A 17,480-nucleotide genomic window follows, 5' to 3' on the forward strand; every position below is an offset into this window, starting at 1 on the left:
GGTAAATGAATGAAAAATTGACTATTTCCGGTTTTCATTACGGCGTTTAAAAAATAATGTCTGATTCCACCTGCTCCTGGCATTGTAGGATGATTGATTAACACACTACAACTGACTTATAGTGAGTTAATTATTCACTTTTAGTGAGGTGTGAAGGGATGGATTTATCTCAGCTGAAAATGTTTAAAACCGTCGCCGAGCAGGGTAGCATTGCCAGAGCATCCGAAATACTGCACTGCGTTCCTTCAAATATCACAAACAGAATCAAGCTCCTGGAAACGGAACTGGGTGTTTCTCTTTTCATCCGCAAGGGGCGCGGCCTGGTCATCACACCTTCGGGAGAAATACTGCTTGAGTACGCCAGCAAAATACTGACTTACTGCCAGGAAGCCCGCCGGGCACTTGAGCCCTCATCAGAACCTGCCGGGATCCTACGGATCGGAGCGATTGAATCTGCCGCAACAGGACGGCTACCAATGGTTCTCTCAAAATTCCACCAGAACTATCCTGCAGTCCAGGTGCAGTTCTGTACAGGGACATGGCAACAGTTAGTCAGTGATGTCGCCGGGCATAAACTCGATTGTGCTGTTATCGCGACAAAAGATGACCATCCGGATATCACTTATGTGAATGCTCACCAGGAATCACTGGTATTCATTGCCTCTCCTTTTACGGGAGAGATCTCTGCCCCTCAGGACCTGAAAGGTAAACGGATTTATATGTGGCCGCACGGGTGTCCTTACCGACAGGCCCTGGAGCGTTGGGTCAATCAGCATCAGGTCACGGTCGATATCACCAGCATTGCAAGCTACGGAACTATTCTTGGATGTGTCAGCTCCGGAGCCGGTGTCTCGCTGGTACCTGCTGGCTTTTTTGAGCAGTTCAAAAGAACAGGTAATATCAGGGGGTATACTTTTAACGAGTTATTTCCCGTACAAAATTACTTTATAAAAAATAGCAGAATAGACCTTCATCACTCACGTAATGCGTTTGAAACGTTATTGCGTGCTGAATTAAACGATGTATGACTTTTTTATGGCCATAATCAGCACATCACACCGCGAGAACGTGGCCGTAGCGTGTTTCGCAGCTCTAAAACACCTGATGGTGTAATACAATAAATTTTAACGAGGATCAATAATCACTGAATATGAACCAGTTAACGTGCCGTACCAGAATCATTTTTTTCCTCAATCAGTCGTCTGTAGTGCCTTATTGTCGCTCGGGAGAGGCTTGTCGCGGTATCCATGATGGCAAAGTTAAAAGAATTCCTCGATATCAGTGGGCTAAGATCTGTACATGCAATAAGAACAGCATCGGCCTGAGTGCTCCCCACCATCGACATTAAATTATGCCATCTGGCCTGAACCTCCGGGTCCCTGAAGCCTTTTGCTTTTACTAACCCAATTAACGATGTGGTTGTGGAACGAAGCTCCTGCGAATCAATCACCTCTCTGCCTGAATCTCTTATCCGTTGCTGATAAAAACCGGCTTCATGCGTTGGCCCGGTGGCAAGTATTGCGACTTTACCTGCTTCTGCTGGCAAGGATTCAAGCGCACTGTCAGTGAAGTGGTCAACAAAGCACATGTTACAGTATCATCGATTGTAAAAAATTCCTGTTTTAGATTTGGTTGCTCAGTTCTCAATTTGCTTCAGGAAAATCCAATTTCTCCGTCAGACAAATCGATAACAGGCTAGCGCTTTCGCTGCTTTCCCGTACAAAGGTGTGCGGCATGGTACTGTCAATGTAGGCGCTATCGCCTTTTTCCAGCGTCAGCGGTGTGTACAGTTGGGTATGCAGGCTGACTTTGCCAGATAACACATAGATAAACTCTTCACCCTCATGCTGCGACCATGCGCTCTGCGGTGGGATCTCTCGGGTGCCGATCTCCATCACCACCGGTGTCATGCCCTTCATCAGCAGCTCAGCTGAATGCACCTCATAATCAAACCAAGGGTTGCTGAACTTCAACCCTTTTCCAGACAGGGTCGAGGTTCGTCGGCCATGGATGGTCGGAATCATCACCGCCTGCCGCTGCGGCGGTAACTCTTCAGCAAACAGCTCCGCCAGAGAATAGTCAAAGGCTCCGGCGATTTTTGCGATGGTATCGAATGAGGCCGATACCTGTCCCTTTTCGATTTTGGAGAGCGTGGAAATCGACACGCTACTCAGCTCTGCTACCTGCTCCAGGGTTAACTCGCGCGTCAGGCGTAACGTTTTTATGCGCTGACCAAAATCCATCTCACTAGTCTGGGCCGCCCCTAGCCCGGTTTTTTCATGTTGTCTTGGCGTTTTCATCAGCGTCTTTTCCCTATTCGCGTGACCTTGAGATGTAGTTTCTCACATGCGATAAAAATTTTCATATAAGAAAAAAATATTAGCGAAAAGCTCTCCTTCATCGCAGTTTAAGAAAAAAGTCGGAGGAATTATGAGCCAGATCACAATCGCCAGCATAACCTTACCCGCTTATTATGATAAAGCTCGCAACCTCAGCAATCTGCTGAAGTGGATGAAACGCGCTGCTGATAGCAGTGCGGATCTGGTGGTATTTCCTGAACAGGTGTTGCAAGGCTATCTGCCCGACACGCTGAGCTGGAATGGTGATGTGGTCAGTTGGCAGATGGCGCAGGCAGAAGTCATCCCTCACGGCGAAAGCGTCCGGGCGCTACTGACAAAGGCACACAGCCTGAATATTCATGTTGTGTTCGGCATGACGGAACATCACCCACAGCATGACGAGGTGCTGTTCAACAGCGCGGTGCTGGCGGGGCCGGATGGTCTGATCGGTGTCTATCGCAAGGTGCATCAGCCTGGGGACGAAAAGCATGTTTATTATCCCGGCAGTGATTTCCCGGTATTTGACACCGCGCTCGGTCGTATCGGCATGCTAATTTGCTACGATAAAGTTTTCCCTGAGAGCACCCGTGAGCTGGCGCTGAAAGGGGCAGACATCATGATTATGCCTACGGCCTGGGGTTATAGCGGCGATGGTAGCCTCGGCGATGCCGATCCCATGGTCGACAGTTACACCCTGTTTGGCCGCATACGTGCACTGGAAAATCAATGCTGGATGATCGAATCCAATCTGTGCGGTCAGCACGGCAATCTGCATTACCATGGTCACAGCCGTATCATCAATCCTCGCGGCAACATCATTGCCGACAGCGGTAGCGAAGAAGGAATGGCCCTCGCCACTGTTGATGTGCGTGCCGACATTCGTGCCGCGCGCAGCACTGATTATCTCGGTTACTTCTTCCTGAAAGATTACGTTCCGGTCAGCGCACCCGCATCGCCGCTGACCGTTTTTAACCGTCACGCTCAGCCTTTGGGAGAGAGCTATGAGTAAAGTGCTGGAAGCGGTGGGAATACATAAAAACTATCCCGCGCCGAACGGGGATGTCACTGTGCTTCGTAACCTCAATTTCCACGCTAATCGTGAAGAGTTTGTGTCCTTTGTCGGGCCGAGCGGCTGCGGCAAGTCGACACTGTTCAATATCATCACCGGACTATTGATGCCAGACAGTGGCAGCATCCTACTGAAAAACCGCGAAACTACCGGTACACCATCGCCGGAATTGGGTTACGTGCTGCAAAAGGATCTGCTATTTCCCTGGCGTACCGTGGTGGACAACGTGATCCTCGGTCTGGAAGTACGTGGCACGCCAAAGGCCCAGGCCCGTGAACGCGCCCGGGTGCTGTTTGACCTTTATCATATGCAAGGTTACGAACAAAAGTACCCGTCTCAGCTCTCCGGCGGCATGCGCCAGCGCGTCGCACTGATGCGCACTATGGTTACCAACCCGGAAATCATCCTGATGGATGAAGCCTACAAAGCGCTCGATTATCCGTTGAAGATCTCGCTGGAGAGTGAACTGCTCGCGGTGGTGAAGCAGCAACATAAGACGGTAATTTTCATTACCCACGATATTGAAGAGGCGGTCACGCTCTCTGACCGGGTATATGTGATGAAAGCCCGTCCAGGCGAGATTGTGCAGGAGATTGAGGTCGATCTTGGTACTGACAGCCTCTCCATTCCTGAGCGCCGACTGTCGCCACGCTTTAACGATTATTACGAGCAGATCTGGCGCAGTATCGGCGCACAACCAACCACTGCAGGAGCAGCATCATGAGCGCCCTCTCCTCTCGTCCTGCGGTCGCCAGCCACGGTGGTCGCACGCCACACGAAGCCTTTTTCCGCACCCTCAATGCGCGGCGCTATACCTTGCTGGCTTTGCAAGTGCTGATTGTTGTTTGTCTGCTGGGTGGCTGGGAACTCGGCGTGCGCAGCGGCGGTATCAACCCTTTCCTGTTCTCCAGCCCGTCACGGGTGTGGGAGGTGCTGGTCACACGTTTCCAGTCGGGTGAAATGCTGAACGACATCCGTGTTACCGCCAGTGAAACGCTGATTGGTTTCGTGGTCGGGGCGGTAGGGGGTTCCGTACTTGGCCTGCTGCTGTGGTATTCGCGTTTTATCTCCGATCTCGCCGCGCCCTTTATCGCCGCCATTGGGGCCATCCCGGTTCTGGCGATTGCACCGATCACCATCATCTGGTTCGGTACCGACATGCTGTCCAAAGTGGTTATCGTCGCGTTCTCCTGCGTGGTGGTTTCGCTGACCACCTCCTATAAAGGCGCGTTGCGTACCGATCCGGATCTGATCAACCTGCTGCGTTCGTTCAACGCTGGTCGCGGCACCATTTTTATCAAGCTGGTGGTGCCCTCTGCAATGCTGTGGGTTCTGTCGGGTTTACGCCTCAACGTTGGCTTTGCGCTGGTAGGCGCGATTGTCGGCGAGTACATCTCTTCGGATAACGGTGTGGGTCATATGATCCTGCTGGGCAGTTCCAACTTCGGTATGAACACTGTACTGGCTGGCATCGTGCTGGTCATGCTGATGATGCTCTGTTTTAACGCTCTGGTTGCCTTTATTGAACGCCTCATTCTCTCCTGGGACAGGAAATAATCATGAAAACTTTTCGTCTTCGCCGTGTATGTGTCGCTCTCTCGTTGTTCACTCTGGCATCATCAGCTTTCGCTGCTGAAACGCCGGTCCGTATCAACCAGGCCTTTCAGTCATTACTTTACCTGCCGCTGTATGTCGCGCAGGAGCAGGGATTCTTTAAAAAACAGGGTGTAAATGTGAAGATCAGCACCGGCGGTGGTGGTGCGCAGTCATGGGCTGCGGTAATTGGCGGCTCGGCAGATTTTTCCATTCAGGATCCTGTGTTTGTGCCGAAATCACGGGAGAATGGTGGTAACGGCGTGGTCGTGGCCGGGGTGCAGAATGCCCCCACAATCTTTGTCTTCGGCAAAGACAGCACCCCGCTCCAGAACAATCTCGCGCATCTGTCAGGAAAACGCGTGGTGACCAGCCCGCAACCTGATACCACCTGGGCGTTTATGAGTTATCTGATCAAACAGCAGAACCTGAAAGACGTGAAGCTGGTACATGTGGCGATTGGTAACGAGATCCCGGCGGTGGCTGCAGGTCGTGCCGATTATGCGCTGGCGGCAGAACCGCAGGTCACTATGGCCGAGCAACAGAACGGCTTGCACGTTGTGTACTCCTTCTCGGCCGCGCAATCCTGGTATCCGTTCGCCTTCTCCAGCCTGACCACCACCCAAGCCTATATCGACAAAAACCCGCAATCAGCGCAAGCGGTAGTGACCGCATTTGAGCAAGCATCTCGCTTTATTTACAAGCATCCAGAAGAAGCGGTGACTATCGCCCATAAATACTTCCCGTCATTGCCAGTTGAAGTGGTGCAGAAAGCGGTACAACGCGAGATTGATGCCAAAGGGTATCCGGAAAACGTTCTGGTTTCTCAGCAGGCATGGGACAACAACATGAACATCGCGCTGTACGCGAAAAACATTAAAGCCTATCCCTCCGATGCCACCTCGTACCAGAACAACGTCAATACGGTGCTGGCAACCAAAGCCAAAGCGGTGGTTGACGCCATGGGCGATCAATAAGGAGCTGGTATGAATGATCCTGTCGCCCTGCGCCTCGCGTTAATTCAACATGCCTGCCCGGTGGAAGCCGGGTCCCTAACCTCATTACTGGAGGATAGTGAAAGGCGAGCGACGAGTGTTTCGGCATTTGCTACCCGGCATTTTACGCCGACCCTGCTGCCCGCAACGGCCTGGGTGTCTCCTCTGCATGCACCTGTCGCCACACTGATAAAAACGGAGGCGCAATGAATCTGCTTGATAACTCGATGCTGATGATCGGTCAACAATTACGTACCCGTCAGCTCAGTGTTCCCGAACTGGTCACCGCCTGCCTGACACGCGAGCGTGCCACCCGGGATCTGAATGCCTTTACCGAGGTGTATGAAGACAAAGCGCTTGCCCTGGCGGAAGCCAGCCAGAAGTTGCTGGATCAAGGATACGATATGGGGCCGTTGCATGGTATTCCGTTGGCAATCAAAGCGAATATTGACCTTGCGGGTGAAGAAATGCACGCCGGCAGCAAAATTCTGAGCGGGTCGATTGCCCAACAGGACGCTGAAGTCGTGGGCCGCCTGAAACAGGCTGGTGCCATCATCATTGGCAGCACCAATATGCATGAATTTGCCTGGGGTGGCACCACTGCAAATCCGCATTACGGTGCGTGCAGTAATCCATGGGATGAATCACGTATTCCGGCAGGCTCCAGCGGCGGATCGGGGGTTGCCGCCGCGGTGCGCAGTGCCATTGGCACGCTCGGAACGGATACTGGCGGCTCGATTCGCCTGCCCTCGTCAATGAACGGCATTACCGGACTTCGGCCAGGTGTGGGGCGCCTCTCCACCCAAGGAATATTTCCGTTGGCTACCAGCCTCGACACCGTCGGACCACTGGCACGTTACGCCGAAGAGTGTGAGCTGATGTTTAATGTGATGCTTGGCGTATCGGCCTCCACGTTGGCACCGCTGCCGCAGTTACGTGGTTTGCGTATTGGACTGTTACCGGAGGGCGAGATTGAAGTTCAACCCGGAGTCGCCAGAGCCTACCAGTCGATGATCCGCTGGCTGACGGATGCGGGTGCCGAGTGCAAAACCATCAATCTGATGGGCCTGGAACAAGCGGTAAATGCGCTGATGCTGATCAACCTTGCGGAACCCGCCGCGTTGCACACCGCCTGGTTGCAGGAGCGTCCGCAGGACTACGGCGATGATGTGCGCAAGCTGTTGCAGGCCGGGCTGGGCATCACGGCAGTAGAGTATCTTCAGGCGCAGCGTTTCCGTACCGGTATCCGACTGCAACTGATGCAACAACTTCAGTATGTTGACATGATCATGGTGCCGACGCTGCCCTTTACGGCACCGCCCAAAGATGTACATGAGGTACAGATTGGCGATCGTCACGACAACGTGCTTACCGGGAATATGCGCTACAACGCGCTCGCCAGTCTCTCCGCGCTGCCTGCCGTCAGTTTACCTGCCGGTTTTGACGAAAGCGGATTGCCGACAGGGATGCAGTTTATCGGCGCTGATGGCAGCGAAACACGTCTGCTGGCGCTGGCACGGCTGTTCCAGCAGCAGCATGACTATCATCTGCAGAAGCCAGCCCGGCTGGCGGAGTGATGGCACCCGGAACACGCGATGTGCTGATCCTGCTGTTGATCGTCTGTGGCTGGGCGTTTAATGTGATAGCCATGAAGTTTGGCCTGATGGAGCTGCCGCCATTGTTTATGCTGGCGCTGCGTTTTCTGTTAGTGGCGCTGTTGCTGGTGCCGTTTCATCCCGTGACGCGGCAGCAACTGCCCTGGCTGGTATTGTTGGCATTCACTTTTGGTTTTATTCACTTCGGATTAATGGTGCTCGGCATGCGCAGCACTGATGCAGGCAGCACCGCCGTGTTGATCCAGATGGGCACACCGTTTGCCATGATTCTTGCTGCGGTGTGGCTAAAAGAAACCCTGACACTGCGGCGCATCTTTGGAGTGTTGCTGGCACTGAGCGGGGTTATTGTCCTTGCAGGTAGTCCTTCTCTGGCATCCTGGCGGAGTGTGTTTCTGCTGCTTATCAGCGCCTCCGGCTGGTCCGTCACCACTATGCTGGTAAAGCTTGCGCCACCAATTAAGCCGATGGCGATGACCGGCTGGTTGTCGCTGTTTGCTTTACCGATGGTGGCACTGGCATCCGCGTTGCTTGAGACCAATCAGTTACCCTTGCTGTTGGCTGCGGGTTGGCGTGGCTGGCTCGGCGTGATTTATAGTGCGCTGGGATCTTCGCTGCTGGCCTATTCCTTATGGTATGGCTTACTGAAACGCTACCCCGCCAGCCAATTGTTGCCGTGGTCACTGCTTAGTCCTGCACTGGCGATGATGATGGGGGTATGGGTATTTAGTGAGCGACTTGATCACGCCAAGCTCGGTGGGGCTGCGCTGATTGTGGGTGGGATATTGTTTGCTATTCTGCCTCAAAGGGCTTTGCGGATTAGGTTGTCTGATAAGCAGCGAGTTTAAATCTGCGCAAACCAACAGTTACTTCAGCTCCCTTGTTCAGATAAATAAAAGCCAATGCGCCAGTGGGTGCGATGTTTGTCGAGGAAAATGTAAAATGACTCAGGTCGTTACCTTATTTTTCCGCCAACGGTGACACGAAGACACAATGCCCCCCTATTTCACCTCAGCCGAGCTTAAAAAGACCTACCGCTTGATAAATCATGGGCCAGCCACACTGGTATCTGCCATCCATGATGGCATTGAAAACGTTATGGCTACATCCTGGTTTTGTGGTCTGGATTTCACACCTGCCAAACTGACAGTAGTGCTGGATAAATCCGCCCATAGCAGTGTGGACAACTTTGCCCGCCATATTCGCCAACATCTTGACCAGCAAGGTTTTCACGATGTAGCAGTGGTGGCGCCGATAAACTGTTTTAAAGCCACGCGTATTGATCCTGACGATCCCCGGGTCGGCTGGAGTCTCGTCTCCATTCGGCGTTCAACTGGAAAGGAAGCCGCAGTGCTGCCAAATTTCGGCGGCAGCTTACCCAATGCCTGCTTTCTTGATACGTTTGATGTGCCCATATTGTGACTACCCCACTCGTATCCGACACGTTCCCAGCATTCACCCGATGAGCATCTGCTCGCCGATATCGCCTGCGAAGCGCTGCAAATCATGACTGGTCTGTATTGGGATCTGGCTGAGCAGGGCCGGAAAGTCATGATCGATCGGCAAGGCTGACATCATGGAGGCCCTGTGCACAACACTGAGATTCACTACTTTATGGCTGTGACCACCAGCTCGTTCAGCGCCGCCAACCAGCAACTGTTTGTCGCCAGTGCCATCTATTACGAAACGGTAAATTTCAGTGCAAACACTTACGCCGGACCTTTTATACGAGGCAATACAGTTTATTACATTTGATGGCGTGTTGTTACACATGCTGTTGCAAAGAAACAGTAATTGGTTTGATAATGATTTCTCTTTTCATTTAAATGCTATTTATCCATTTGCAGCACGGTATATCCGGCAATGAAAATACAGTTAACCAGAGTAGTCCTGTCCGCCTGCTTATTATTTGCAGGAACAACGGAGGCTGCAGATCGTGTGATTCTGACGTTAATGTTAACCAATAATGGCTTTTCCCCCGCGACATTAACGGCAAAACCAGGGCAACGACTCATGATACGGATGACGAATCAAACACAACGTGTAGCTGAACTGGAAAGCTATGACATGAAGTTTGAAAAAATAGCGACCCCCGGCAATACCATCACTGTTTTCGCCGGGCCACTTCAGAGCGGTAAATATAAATTTTTCGATGACTACAGCACCACAGGTGTGAGCGGTTGGTTAACTGTTAGCGGGAATTAATCTTATGCTGGCGACACTTTTAATCGTTTTTCGGGAAGTGCTGGAAGCAGGTTTAGTTATTTCTATTATTCTCGCTGCCTGTAAAGGGGTGACAATTAAAATGCAGATAATAACCGGTATTCTGGCCGGGATCTGCGGAGCTGTGTTGCTGGCATTATTTACTAACCAACTGGAAAACATGCTCTATGGTATTGGGCAGGAAGTTTTTAATGCGGTTATCCTTCTCCTTGCCGTTGTGATGCTTTCCTGGCAAGTATTGTGGATGTCAATTAAAGGGAAGCAACTGGCAAACGAGAGTCGCAGCGAAGCGGAGAAAATTCTGGCGCGCGGAGGCCGTTATTTTGCTATCACGGTTATTGTCGCAATAGCAGTATTACGGGAAGGTTCAGAGATTGTGTTATTTCTTTATAGCCTGTCACTGTCCTCTGGTATTTCTCACACCAGTATGCTGGCGGGTGGCATTGCAGGTATTGTCTGCGGCGCGCTGGTATCATGGGCGCTGTATTCTGGCCTGATACTGATCCCGTTACGTTATATTTTTATGGTGAGTAATTTTGTTCTGGTGATTATTGCCGCAGGCCTCGCCAGCCAGGCCGTGGGAATACTGGCCAGTGTTGACATATTGCCTGATCTGGGCGCTCAGGTCTGGAATAGCGCATTTCTGTTGTCTGATAACAGTTGGGCGGGGAACCTTGCGCGCACTATTTTTGGCTACACTGCCACTCCGATGGGGATCCAGATTTGTTCGTGGGTATTGGTTTTTGTCGTGGTTTACACACTACGTTTTTATTTAAAACGCAAATATTCAGTCACTCAATAAACAGGAGTTAGCGCTATGCAGAAGAAAATTATCGGCTGTGTGATGATAGCCGGGGGCATGATGGCAGGCAGTGCTTATGCAAAAGAGTACCCTGTCGGAGGACCTGTGTATAAAGATGGAATGGAAATAGCTTCCTCTTATCTGCTGAATATTGAAACATCGCCCATGCCGACTTCAATGGTGATGGGGAAAGATGTCGTGCATCTGGAAACAGATGTTCATGCGACTCAGGATAATAAATGGGGATATCCGCCTGATGCATGGATACCTTATTTGACCATCGATTATGTTGTTCAGAAAGTCGGAGACAGTAATTATATGGAATTTGGCCAGATGCTGCCGATGTCTGCTAAAGATGGCTCTCATTATGCGCATTCAGTACAAATGGCTGGTCCAGGGACATATAAAGTCTTTATTAAATACACGCCGCCAGATGAAAAAGGATATGCCCGGCATATTGATAAAGAGACGGGCCTGGGTCCCTGGTTTAAACCCTTTGTTGAGACATTTACTTTTAAATATCCCCAGGCGTAATAACACGGTGTGATTCAGGAGAAAGGTATTCCTGTCAGGCGTCTGCTGCATTAGTCCTGTTTCATGTCCTGTATCGGAAGTATTCGGTATCTGATTATCTACCGTTCATACTTCAGCTTGCAGATGTGTTGGTTTTTCTCGCCCCCCGGCCGCTGACGACAATCGGCTCCCGGGGATTTCTGCATTGCATACGTCCTGCAAGACGCATTATTTGGGGTATATAACGATATTTTCTCTCGAATGAACATACAAATTATGCCTGTTGTGGCAAGGTCTGAAATAAAATGCGCAATAAGAACCTCATTATTTTCATTGTGTCAATTACACCCGCATTGTTAAGTGGGTTTATTAATCTTTTTTTAATACAGGCGCAACATGGGGAGCCTCCTGTTCATTACCTGGTCACGTCTGTATTACCTTTTCTTGGCGCAATCGTCTCCGGCGCATTGCTATTTATCCTGGCCACGCACTGTTTTAACAGCTCTCACCCGCCGCAGACGCTGATCTATTGTGTTTTTATTATCGCGGCAATAACGCCGTTGACAACGCCACCCTGGCTGGTGTTGCTGGCAACCTTCGCCGGGTTTATTTTATCGTGTAAATCAGTCAACATCGGTGGGCTGACGCATTCGATTAATGCGGCAATTGCTGCCCGTTTTATTGTCTTTCTCTGCCATCTGCCACAGACCGATAATACGCTTTGGCAGCAGCATATTGAGGGTTATTCAGGTGCGACGCCGCTCCAGATGCAGCGTATATGTGCATTCTCACACCATCTCTGTCCTGCTGTGTCGCTCAAAACAGTACTACTGGGGACATGGAATGGCGCGCCCGGCGAAACGTCGAAAATTGCGATTCTGGCTGGCGCGCTGTTGTTGTTGTGGTGCGGGTCGCTACGGTTGCGCCCGATTATCTTCGGCCTGCTGGGGTTTACGATGACCTGGTCATTCTTCCGCGCCGATACAAATTTCTGGCAGGTTATCGGCCAACAGATGCTGATGGGAAGTTTTCTGTTTGCATTAATCTTTATGCTGCGCAACCGTTTTCTGAATCAACTGAGTCCTGGGTATCAATATGCGCATGCGTTCATTTTTGGTGTATTGTGCGTGTTGTTCAGACGGTATGGCCCGTTTGCAGAGGGAACCTTGCTGTCATTGATTGCTGCTCAGATAATTATCGCGGTGTGTTATGGTTTGCACCGTCAGTTGCCGGGCCGCAGGGTATCAATTTAGTTCTCAGCATGAGGGAGAATGGCCTCTTGCTTGTTGATCTGCCAGCAGGGTTCTACCTGTCGGGATATCAACTTTCTGGACTGATTAAAATCAATTCGTTATTTAGCCATATACTCTGTTTTCCGGTTTATACCCGTCATACTTTACGTTGCTTATGTGCTGGCAATAACGGGCGCCATTCCCGGACCGCCCCCTTCGTGAACAGCGCAATCGCTGTACAAAACGGTTAACAGTTTTGTTCTGCAACGCGAATTATTTAGGGTATATACTCTTGACGAACCGCAGCAACCGGAGTGAAAGCACGATGCGTAAGCTCATTTTTGCCCTGACCTTTGCGATGGTCATGCCCGTTATGGCGAGGCAGCCGCCAGAAATTGTGGTAGGCTTTTCACCCTCCACTTCTCATGATGCGCAGAACAACGTTTTAAGCATCATTAACAGCGCCCGACACAGCCTTGACGTGGCAGCCTACCTGTTCACCAGCAAACCAATCGCGATAGCACTGCTAAATGCCAGGCAGCGCGGTGTGTCGGTACGAGTTGTGGCGGATAAAAAAGCCAACAGCGATCGGTATACGGCAGCAACATTTCTGGCCAATCACCATATCCCGGTACGTCTTGACGGACATTACGCCACCATGCATAACAAATTTATTGTCGCCGACCGCCGGTCGGTAGAAACCGGCTCCTTTAACTACACCATCAGTGCAGACAAACACAACGCTGAAAATGCTTTGTTGATCCGCAATGCCCCCGAACTGGCGGCAAAATATCAGCAGGAATTTAACCGCCTCTGGAACGAATCCAGACCACTTAACCATCATGACTGATCTTCCCTCAGGGGCGCATTGGCTTGCGGCCATTTATCATCTGCTCATGCCTTTTCCCCGCATCGGGTGGGTTGTTGAATCATCTCTCACGGATGTCTGGTCTGCTTAATGAGGTCCTCAGCAGAAGCTCGCCGTATCAAAATGGAGACGTGGAAGAGCGATATTCACGAAGGAACGGAAGCTGCCCCTGATTCATCGTCCGAAATAGACCTTCGCCAATGGAAGCAGAAACAGGCGATCGTGTAATTGATTGTTTATCGTACAGGTGGGCCTGCCATGACTAAATGTTTATCACTGCGCAAAACGGTACTTACACCGGCCGTGAATCTCTCCTCCTCACCACTGTAAAAAGCTATTTATCTCACGATAAGCATCTGTGGTTTTCATGGCTGACGGTCCAGGTATCAAGCGATAAGAAACCCAACGAGCGGCGACACAATTACAAGCGCGTAGGCGACCATCCCTTTTTCACAAAAACGCCAGCCACTGACAATTTTTGTCATAAATCTTCAAATCACAATGACGTCATTCACAGAGCACGCAGCAGGCGGATTACAGCCGACTCCCTCTCCCTATACTCGCTACTGTTATTACTTACCTGAGCCCTGAAACTTAATGCGGAGTAGTTATGAATAGCAGCACAGCATCATTACAAAAAATAAGGCAATTCGATCTTCCGGTCGCCATACTGCTGGTATTATTGGGTTGCGTACTTTTCTTCTTTTCTTTTGACAGACAAATCGTTTCGATACTGAAAACCACCCTGATGCATCAAATGAATGTCAGCAATACCGATTATTCATTACTGATCACCGCATTTATGATACCTTATACCATCATGTATTTCTTCTCCGGTGTGCTGGTCGACAGATATGGCAGTCGATTTGTTATTACGGGGTTGATGGTATTAATGGCGACCGCCACATTAATTACCGGACTTGCAACTTCACTGACTGGTTTGTTAGCCGGACGGGTATTATTAGGTATTGCTGAATCCGGTGTCGTACCGGCATTAACCCTGGCGGTATTTACCTGGTTTAAAGCAGAACAGCGGGCCTTTGCCTTTCAGTTAACAAATATTATCCAGTCCCTTGGGCTTATTATTGCACCGCCCTTTGTCGCCTGGGTCACCCTTTCTACCGGTTGGCGTTGGGCGTTCTTTATTCCGGCCATCGCCGGGGTGGTTATTGGATTCTTGTGGTTTATGGCCAGTCGTCGCTCACCGGTTGCCGTAGACAATGCACCGGTTAGGCCTGACGAGACCCACATCACAATGGCTCAACGCTACAGGTTGGTACTCACTTCTAAACCTATCTGGGTACTGATTTTCGCCCGTCTGTTGACCGATCCATTCTGGTTTTTCTATCAGTACTGGCAGGTTGGATTTATGCAAGAAAAGCTAGGGCTCTCATTATCCCGTGTGGGGGAATTAATGTGGTTCCCACCGCTTGCCGCCGTATTTGGCGTACTTCTGGTGTGCAAAATTTCAGACCGTCTGGTGGCGCGTGGCATTGAGCCAACACGTGCGCGACTGATTATTATCTGGTCGGTCACCTGTCTTTCTCCACTGGTCTTCCTTTTACCTTCTGTCACCAATGACATTGCCGCAACGGGTATTATGACGGTTATCAATTTTATGTGTACGGCCTGGCTAAGCATGGCAACCATTATGATGGGCGGCCTTGCCCCAAGAATAGCCATTGCCACCGCTATTGGCATTATGAGTGCATTAGGTGGAATCAGTTCCATTATTTTCAATGGGTTTGTAGGGACAATTATTGACCACTTTGGTTATTCCGTACCGATTTATGCCGGCGCACTACTTCATCCCCTGGGAGCCATTATTCTTGCAATCTATTTTTTATCCAAAAAAAACACCTTAGTCCATCAGGAGCGTAGTTTATGAAACAAGATGTTATTCCCTCGCTAATTGGTGAGGCATGTGCAGATTTTACCGTTCTGTACTGTCTGGTTACGCATGAGGAATATTTGTTTGCCGCATGGTATGACCCGTCCCACCGTATAACCATTGGCTGTCGGGCACCGTTCGCTGAAGAATGGGAGACGTTCCAGCCGGAGGGCTTCTGGATTGAGGAGCGACATCGCTTCTCAAATATAACGGATTATGATTCACACAATTATCTGACACTGGCTATTGATGCTGAAGGTTATATTCATTTGGCCGGTAACATGCATGTCGATCCGTTAATTTATTATCGCTCACAAAAGCCGCTGGATATCTGCTCAATACAACCTGTGTTATCAATGGTGGGCGAGCGCGAAAATCGAGCCACCTATCCACTCTTTTTTAAAGACAGCAACGGACGATTGCTGTTTCGCTACCGGGATGGATGCAGCGGCAACGGCGATGATATATACAACCGCTGGGATGACCAGAGTAAAACCTGGGGCCGGTTGCTGGACACGCCGCTACTCAATGGTGACGGGGAACGTAATGGTTATGCCAGACCACCGGTAGTCGGGCCAGATGGTTACTGGCACATGATCTGGATGTGGAGAGAAACGCCCCATTGTGAAACCAACAACAATTTGTCCTATGCCCGCAGTCGGGATCTGCTGCACTGGGAAACCTCTGCTGGCAAGCCACTGACATTACCCATTTCCCGTTCAACAGGAGAAATTGTCGACCCTGCCGCACCGGAAGAGGGTCTGATCAATATGGTTCAGGAAGTGGGATTTGATAATCAGGGGCGTCCTGTGCTGATTTTCCATCGCTACGACGAACAGGGTTATTCCCAGGCCTGGCTCGCAAGGCCTGACGGTAAAGGTACGTGGCTGAAAAAACAAATCAGCCGATGGGATTTCCGCTGGGATTTCAAAGGCCCTGGCTCCATCCCCCCTGATGTGATCCTCTGTCCTCCGCGTCCGGTGGGGCATTCCCGACTGGAAGTTGAATGGCAGACAGCAAACGCTGGCCAGGGGATATGGATAATCGATGAAGAAACACTGCAGGTCATTGCTGATAAAGCAGTTTACCGGGCCATGTGCACTACGCAACGCCAGCCCCGACAGCATATTCACCCTGACGCGGTGGTTCAACTGGTTGCCGCTCTGGACAGCGACGGGCACGAACAACACCGCTACTGGCTACGCTGGGAAACGCTACCCATCTTCCGCGACGTTCCCCACCCTGTTGAAGTGGGTGCTACGCAACTGGAGTTGATTGATACCGGTATTGAGTAAGATGGAAACCCGTCCTTACGACGGGTTACTGACATTGATTCGGCGAAATACCGAACTGCTTACGAAACAGACGGGAAAAATAGCTAATATCCGTAAAACCACAATGTATCGCAACTTCTGAGACGGTCATCTGAGAAAACTGCAGGCAATATTTTGCCTGCAGCAGTTTGAGAAGAGAAAGATATTGCTGTGGGGAAATTCCGGTATATTCGGCAAAACCACGTTGCAGAGTACGACGGGATATCGCAAACATCTGACATAATCCATCAATATTCAGTGGTCGATCCCAGTGGTTATTTAACCAGATGATTATCTGGCTAATACGATCATCACTGGAGCTAAAATCGTGTGTTTTGTATCGCCATTCGCTGAGAATATGCAGCGCCTCAAGAAAAACCATCTCTTTATGACTCTCGGCAAAAAATTTATCCATAAACGCCCCCTCTTGATGAGCTGAAAGACGGCTAATGACATGTTTCATTATCCGCATATCTATTTGCCAGATATTTGTCTCATCCTCTGCGGGAAGTAAATGGTCTATCCCTTTGATAATATTAAACTGATCGCGCCCCAGATACAGGAGATTTACCTGGTTTAAATTATTCATATTCTCAAAGAGATGGTAGTCCTGTCGATTTAGATAGCAAAGTGTCCCAGCGGTCAACAAATACGGTTTTTCATTGATAACATGTACGCCGCTCCCACTCTCTACCAAAAAAAGCTCACAATATTCATGGGTATGTTCACGACTGATACTTTTCTCTGGCTGCCAGAAGTGGAATACCACCTTTTCCATAGGATGGTGGAAATGAGTATCCCTTGGAAGAACAAGTGTCATAACAAACCCTCTTTAGTCCCCGCGTCCCGGGCCTAACAGATAAGAAGTACATTTTATAATCTATGACCTTACGAGGCAGGATAAATTGATTTGCATCACGAATATGAAACATCATTTTATTTCATGGGATAATGCGTTTCTATAACATTATTGATAGTACAATTGACAGTGTACATAAATGCCATCCCCATGCATTTCCTGTCATAATA

At 50.1% G+C, this 17,480-nt stretch carries 19 protein-coding genes and 1 pseudogene; 16 read left to right on the forward strand and 4 right to left on the reverse strand.

The window, feature by feature from the left end:
• Positions 1–158: 158 nt before the first annotated feature.
• The gene (locus FN037_RS03165; RefSeq protein ID WP_138361518.1) at positions 159–1,028 is read left to right on the forward strand and encodes a LysR family transcriptional regulator; all 870 of its coding nucleotides are present in this window, start codon (positions 159–161) and stop codon (positions 1,026–1,028) included.
• Between the two features lie 131 nt (positions 1,029–1,159).
• Here FN037_RS03165 and FN037_RS03170 read toward each other — a convergent pair whose 3' ends face one another.
• Both FN037_RS03170 and FN037_RS03175 read right to left on the reverse strand, forming a co-directional pair.
• Positions 1,160–1,588, reverse strand: a complete 429-nt coding sequence (locus FN037_RS03170) for an aspartate/glutamate racemase family protein (protein ID WP_138361519.1) — start codon at positions 1,586–1,588, stop codon at positions 1,160–1,162.
• A 55-nt stretch (positions 1,589–1,643) separates the two neighbouring features.
• Positions 1,644–2,300, reverse strand: coding sequence for a helix-turn-helix domain-containing protein (locus FN037_RS03175; protein ID WP_138361520.1), 657 nt, complete (start codon positions 2,298–2,300; stop codon positions 1,644–1,646).
• Positions 2,301–2,430: 130 nt separating this feature from the next.
• Between FN037_RS03175 and FN037_RS03180 the strand changes: the two genes are divergently transcribed.
• The 8 genes and pseudogenes from FN037_RS03180 to FN037_RS03215 all read left to right on the forward strand — a co-directional run.
• Positions 2,431–3,348 (forward strand): carbon-nitrogen hydrolase family protein, encoded by a 918-nt coding sequence (locus FN037_RS03180; protein ID WP_138361521.1) that lies wholly within the window; start codon positions 2,431–2,433, stop codon positions 3,346–3,348.
• Positions 3,341–4,132, forward strand: a complete 792-nt coding sequence (locus FN037_RS03185; RefSeq protein WP_138361522.1) for an ABC transporter ATP-binding protein — start codon at positions 3,341–3,343, stop codon at positions 4,130–4,132. The genes FN037_RS03180 and FN037_RS03185 overlap by 8 nt, the downstream gene beginning before the upstream one ends.
• Complete coding sequence (locus FN037_RS03190; RefSeq protein WP_142501525.1) at positions 4,129–4,965, forward strand: ABC transporter permease; 837 nt, start codon at positions 4,129–4,131, stop codon at positions 4,963–4,965. The genes FN037_RS03185 and FN037_RS03190 overlap by 4 nt, the downstream gene beginning before the upstream one ends.
• A gap of 2 nt (positions 4,966–4,967) precedes the next feature.
• Positions 4,968–5,978: an ABC transporter substrate-binding protein gene (locus tag FN037_RS03195; RefSeq protein WP_142501526.1), complete on the forward strand. Its 1,011-nt coding sequence runs from the start codon at positions 4,968–4,970 to the stop codon at positions 5,976–5,978.
• A gap of 9 nt (positions 5,979–5,987) precedes the next feature.
• The gene (locus tag FN037_RS03200; RefSeq protein WP_142501527.1) at positions 5,988–6,206 is read left to right on the forward strand and encodes a hypothetical protein; all 219 of its coding nucleotides are present in this window, start codon (positions 5,988–5,990) and stop codon (positions 6,204–6,206) included.
• Positions 6,203–7,573, forward strand: coding sequence for an amidase (locus FN037_RS03205; protein ID WP_142501528.1), 1,371 nt, complete (start codon positions 6,203–6,205; stop codon positions 7,571–7,573). Before FN037_RS03200 ends, FN037_RS03205 begins: the two co-directional genes overlap by 4 nt.
• A complete protein-coding gene (locus FN037_RS03210; protein WP_142501529.1) occupies positions 7,573–8,457 on the forward strand; it encodes a DMT family transporter in 885 nt (294 codons plus the stop codon). The genes FN037_RS03205 and FN037_RS03210 overlap by 1 nt, the downstream gene beginning before the upstream one ends.
• 145 nt (positions 8,458–8,602) lie before the next feature.
• Positions 8,603–8,777: pseudogene (locus FN037_RS03215) on the forward strand (flavin reductase); the annotation flags it as partial.
• A gap of 287 nt (positions 8,778–9,064) precedes the next feature.
• Here the strand turns inward: FN037_RS03215 and FN037_RS24505 are convergent.
• Positions 9,065–9,187, reverse strand: a complete 123-nt coding sequence (locus tag FN037_RS24505; RefSeq protein ID WP_260607794.1) for a hypothetical protein — start codon at positions 9,185–9,187, stop codon at positions 9,065–9,067.
• Between the two features lie 285 nt (positions 9,188–9,472).
• Between FN037_RS24505 and FN037_RS03225 the strand changes: the two genes are divergently transcribed.
• The 7 genes from FN037_RS03225 (at position 9,473) to FN037_RS03255 (ending at position 16,433) form a co-directional block, all read left to right on the forward strand.
• Positions 9,473–9,814, forward strand: a complete 342-nt coding sequence (locus FN037_RS03225) for a cupredoxin domain-containing protein (RefSeq protein WP_138361528.1) — start codon at positions 9,473–9,475, stop codon at positions 9,812–9,814.
• Between the two features lie 4 nt (positions 9,815–9,818).
• The gene (locus FN037_RS03230; RefSeq protein ID WP_142501530.1) at positions 9,819–10,634 is read left to right on the forward strand and encodes an FTR1 family protein; all 816 of its coding nucleotides are present in this window, start codon (positions 9,819–9,821) and stop codon (positions 10,632–10,634) included.
• Positions 10,635–10,649: 15 nt separating this feature from the next.
• Entirely contained in the window at positions 10,650–11,168 is a 519-nt protein-coding gene (locus tag FN037_RS03235) for an iron transporter (protein ID WP_138361530.1), read from the forward strand.
• A gap of 284 nt (positions 11,169–11,452) precedes the next feature.
• Positions 11,453–12,400, forward strand: a complete 948-nt coding sequence (locus FN037_RS03240) for an RnfABCDGE type electron transport complex subunit D (RefSeq protein ID WP_138361531.1) — start codon at positions 11,453–11,455, stop codon at positions 12,398–12,400.
• A gap of 304 nt (positions 12,401–12,704) precedes the next feature.
• Complete coding sequence (locus FN037_RS03245) at positions 12,705–13,229, forward strand: phospholipase D family protein (RefSeq protein ID WP_142501531.1); 525 nt, start codon at positions 12,705–12,707, stop codon at positions 13,227–13,229.
• 628 nt (positions 13,230–13,857) lie between these two features.
• A complete protein-coding gene (locus FN037_RS03250; protein ID WP_138361533.1) occupies positions 13,858–15,135 on the forward strand; it encodes an MFS transporter in 1,278 nt (425 codons plus the stop codon).
• On the forward strand, positions 15,132–16,433 hold the full coding sequence (locus FN037_RS03255; RefSeq protein ID WP_142501532.1) for a BNR repeat-containing protein: 1,302 nt from the start codon (positions 15,132–15,134) through the stop codon (positions 16,431–16,433). Before FN037_RS03250 ends, FN037_RS03255 begins: the two co-directional genes overlap by 4 nt.
• Positions 16,434–16,458: 25 nt before the next feature.
• Here the strand turns inward: FN037_RS03255 and FN037_RS03260 are convergent, their stop codons facing one another.
• Positions 16,459–17,271, reverse strand: a complete 813-nt coding sequence (locus tag FN037_RS03260) for a helix-turn-helix domain-containing protein (protein WP_138361535.1) — start codon at positions 17,269–17,271, stop codon at positions 16,459–16,461.
• Between the last annotated feature and the right edge of the window lie 209 nt (positions 17,272–17,480).

Origin of the sequence: Klebsiella sp. 2680 (assembly GCF_900198535.1) — a bacterium.
Lineage (GTDB): Bacteria > Pseudomonadota > Gammaproteobacteria > Enterobacterales > Enterobacteriaceae > Klebsiella > Klebsiella indica.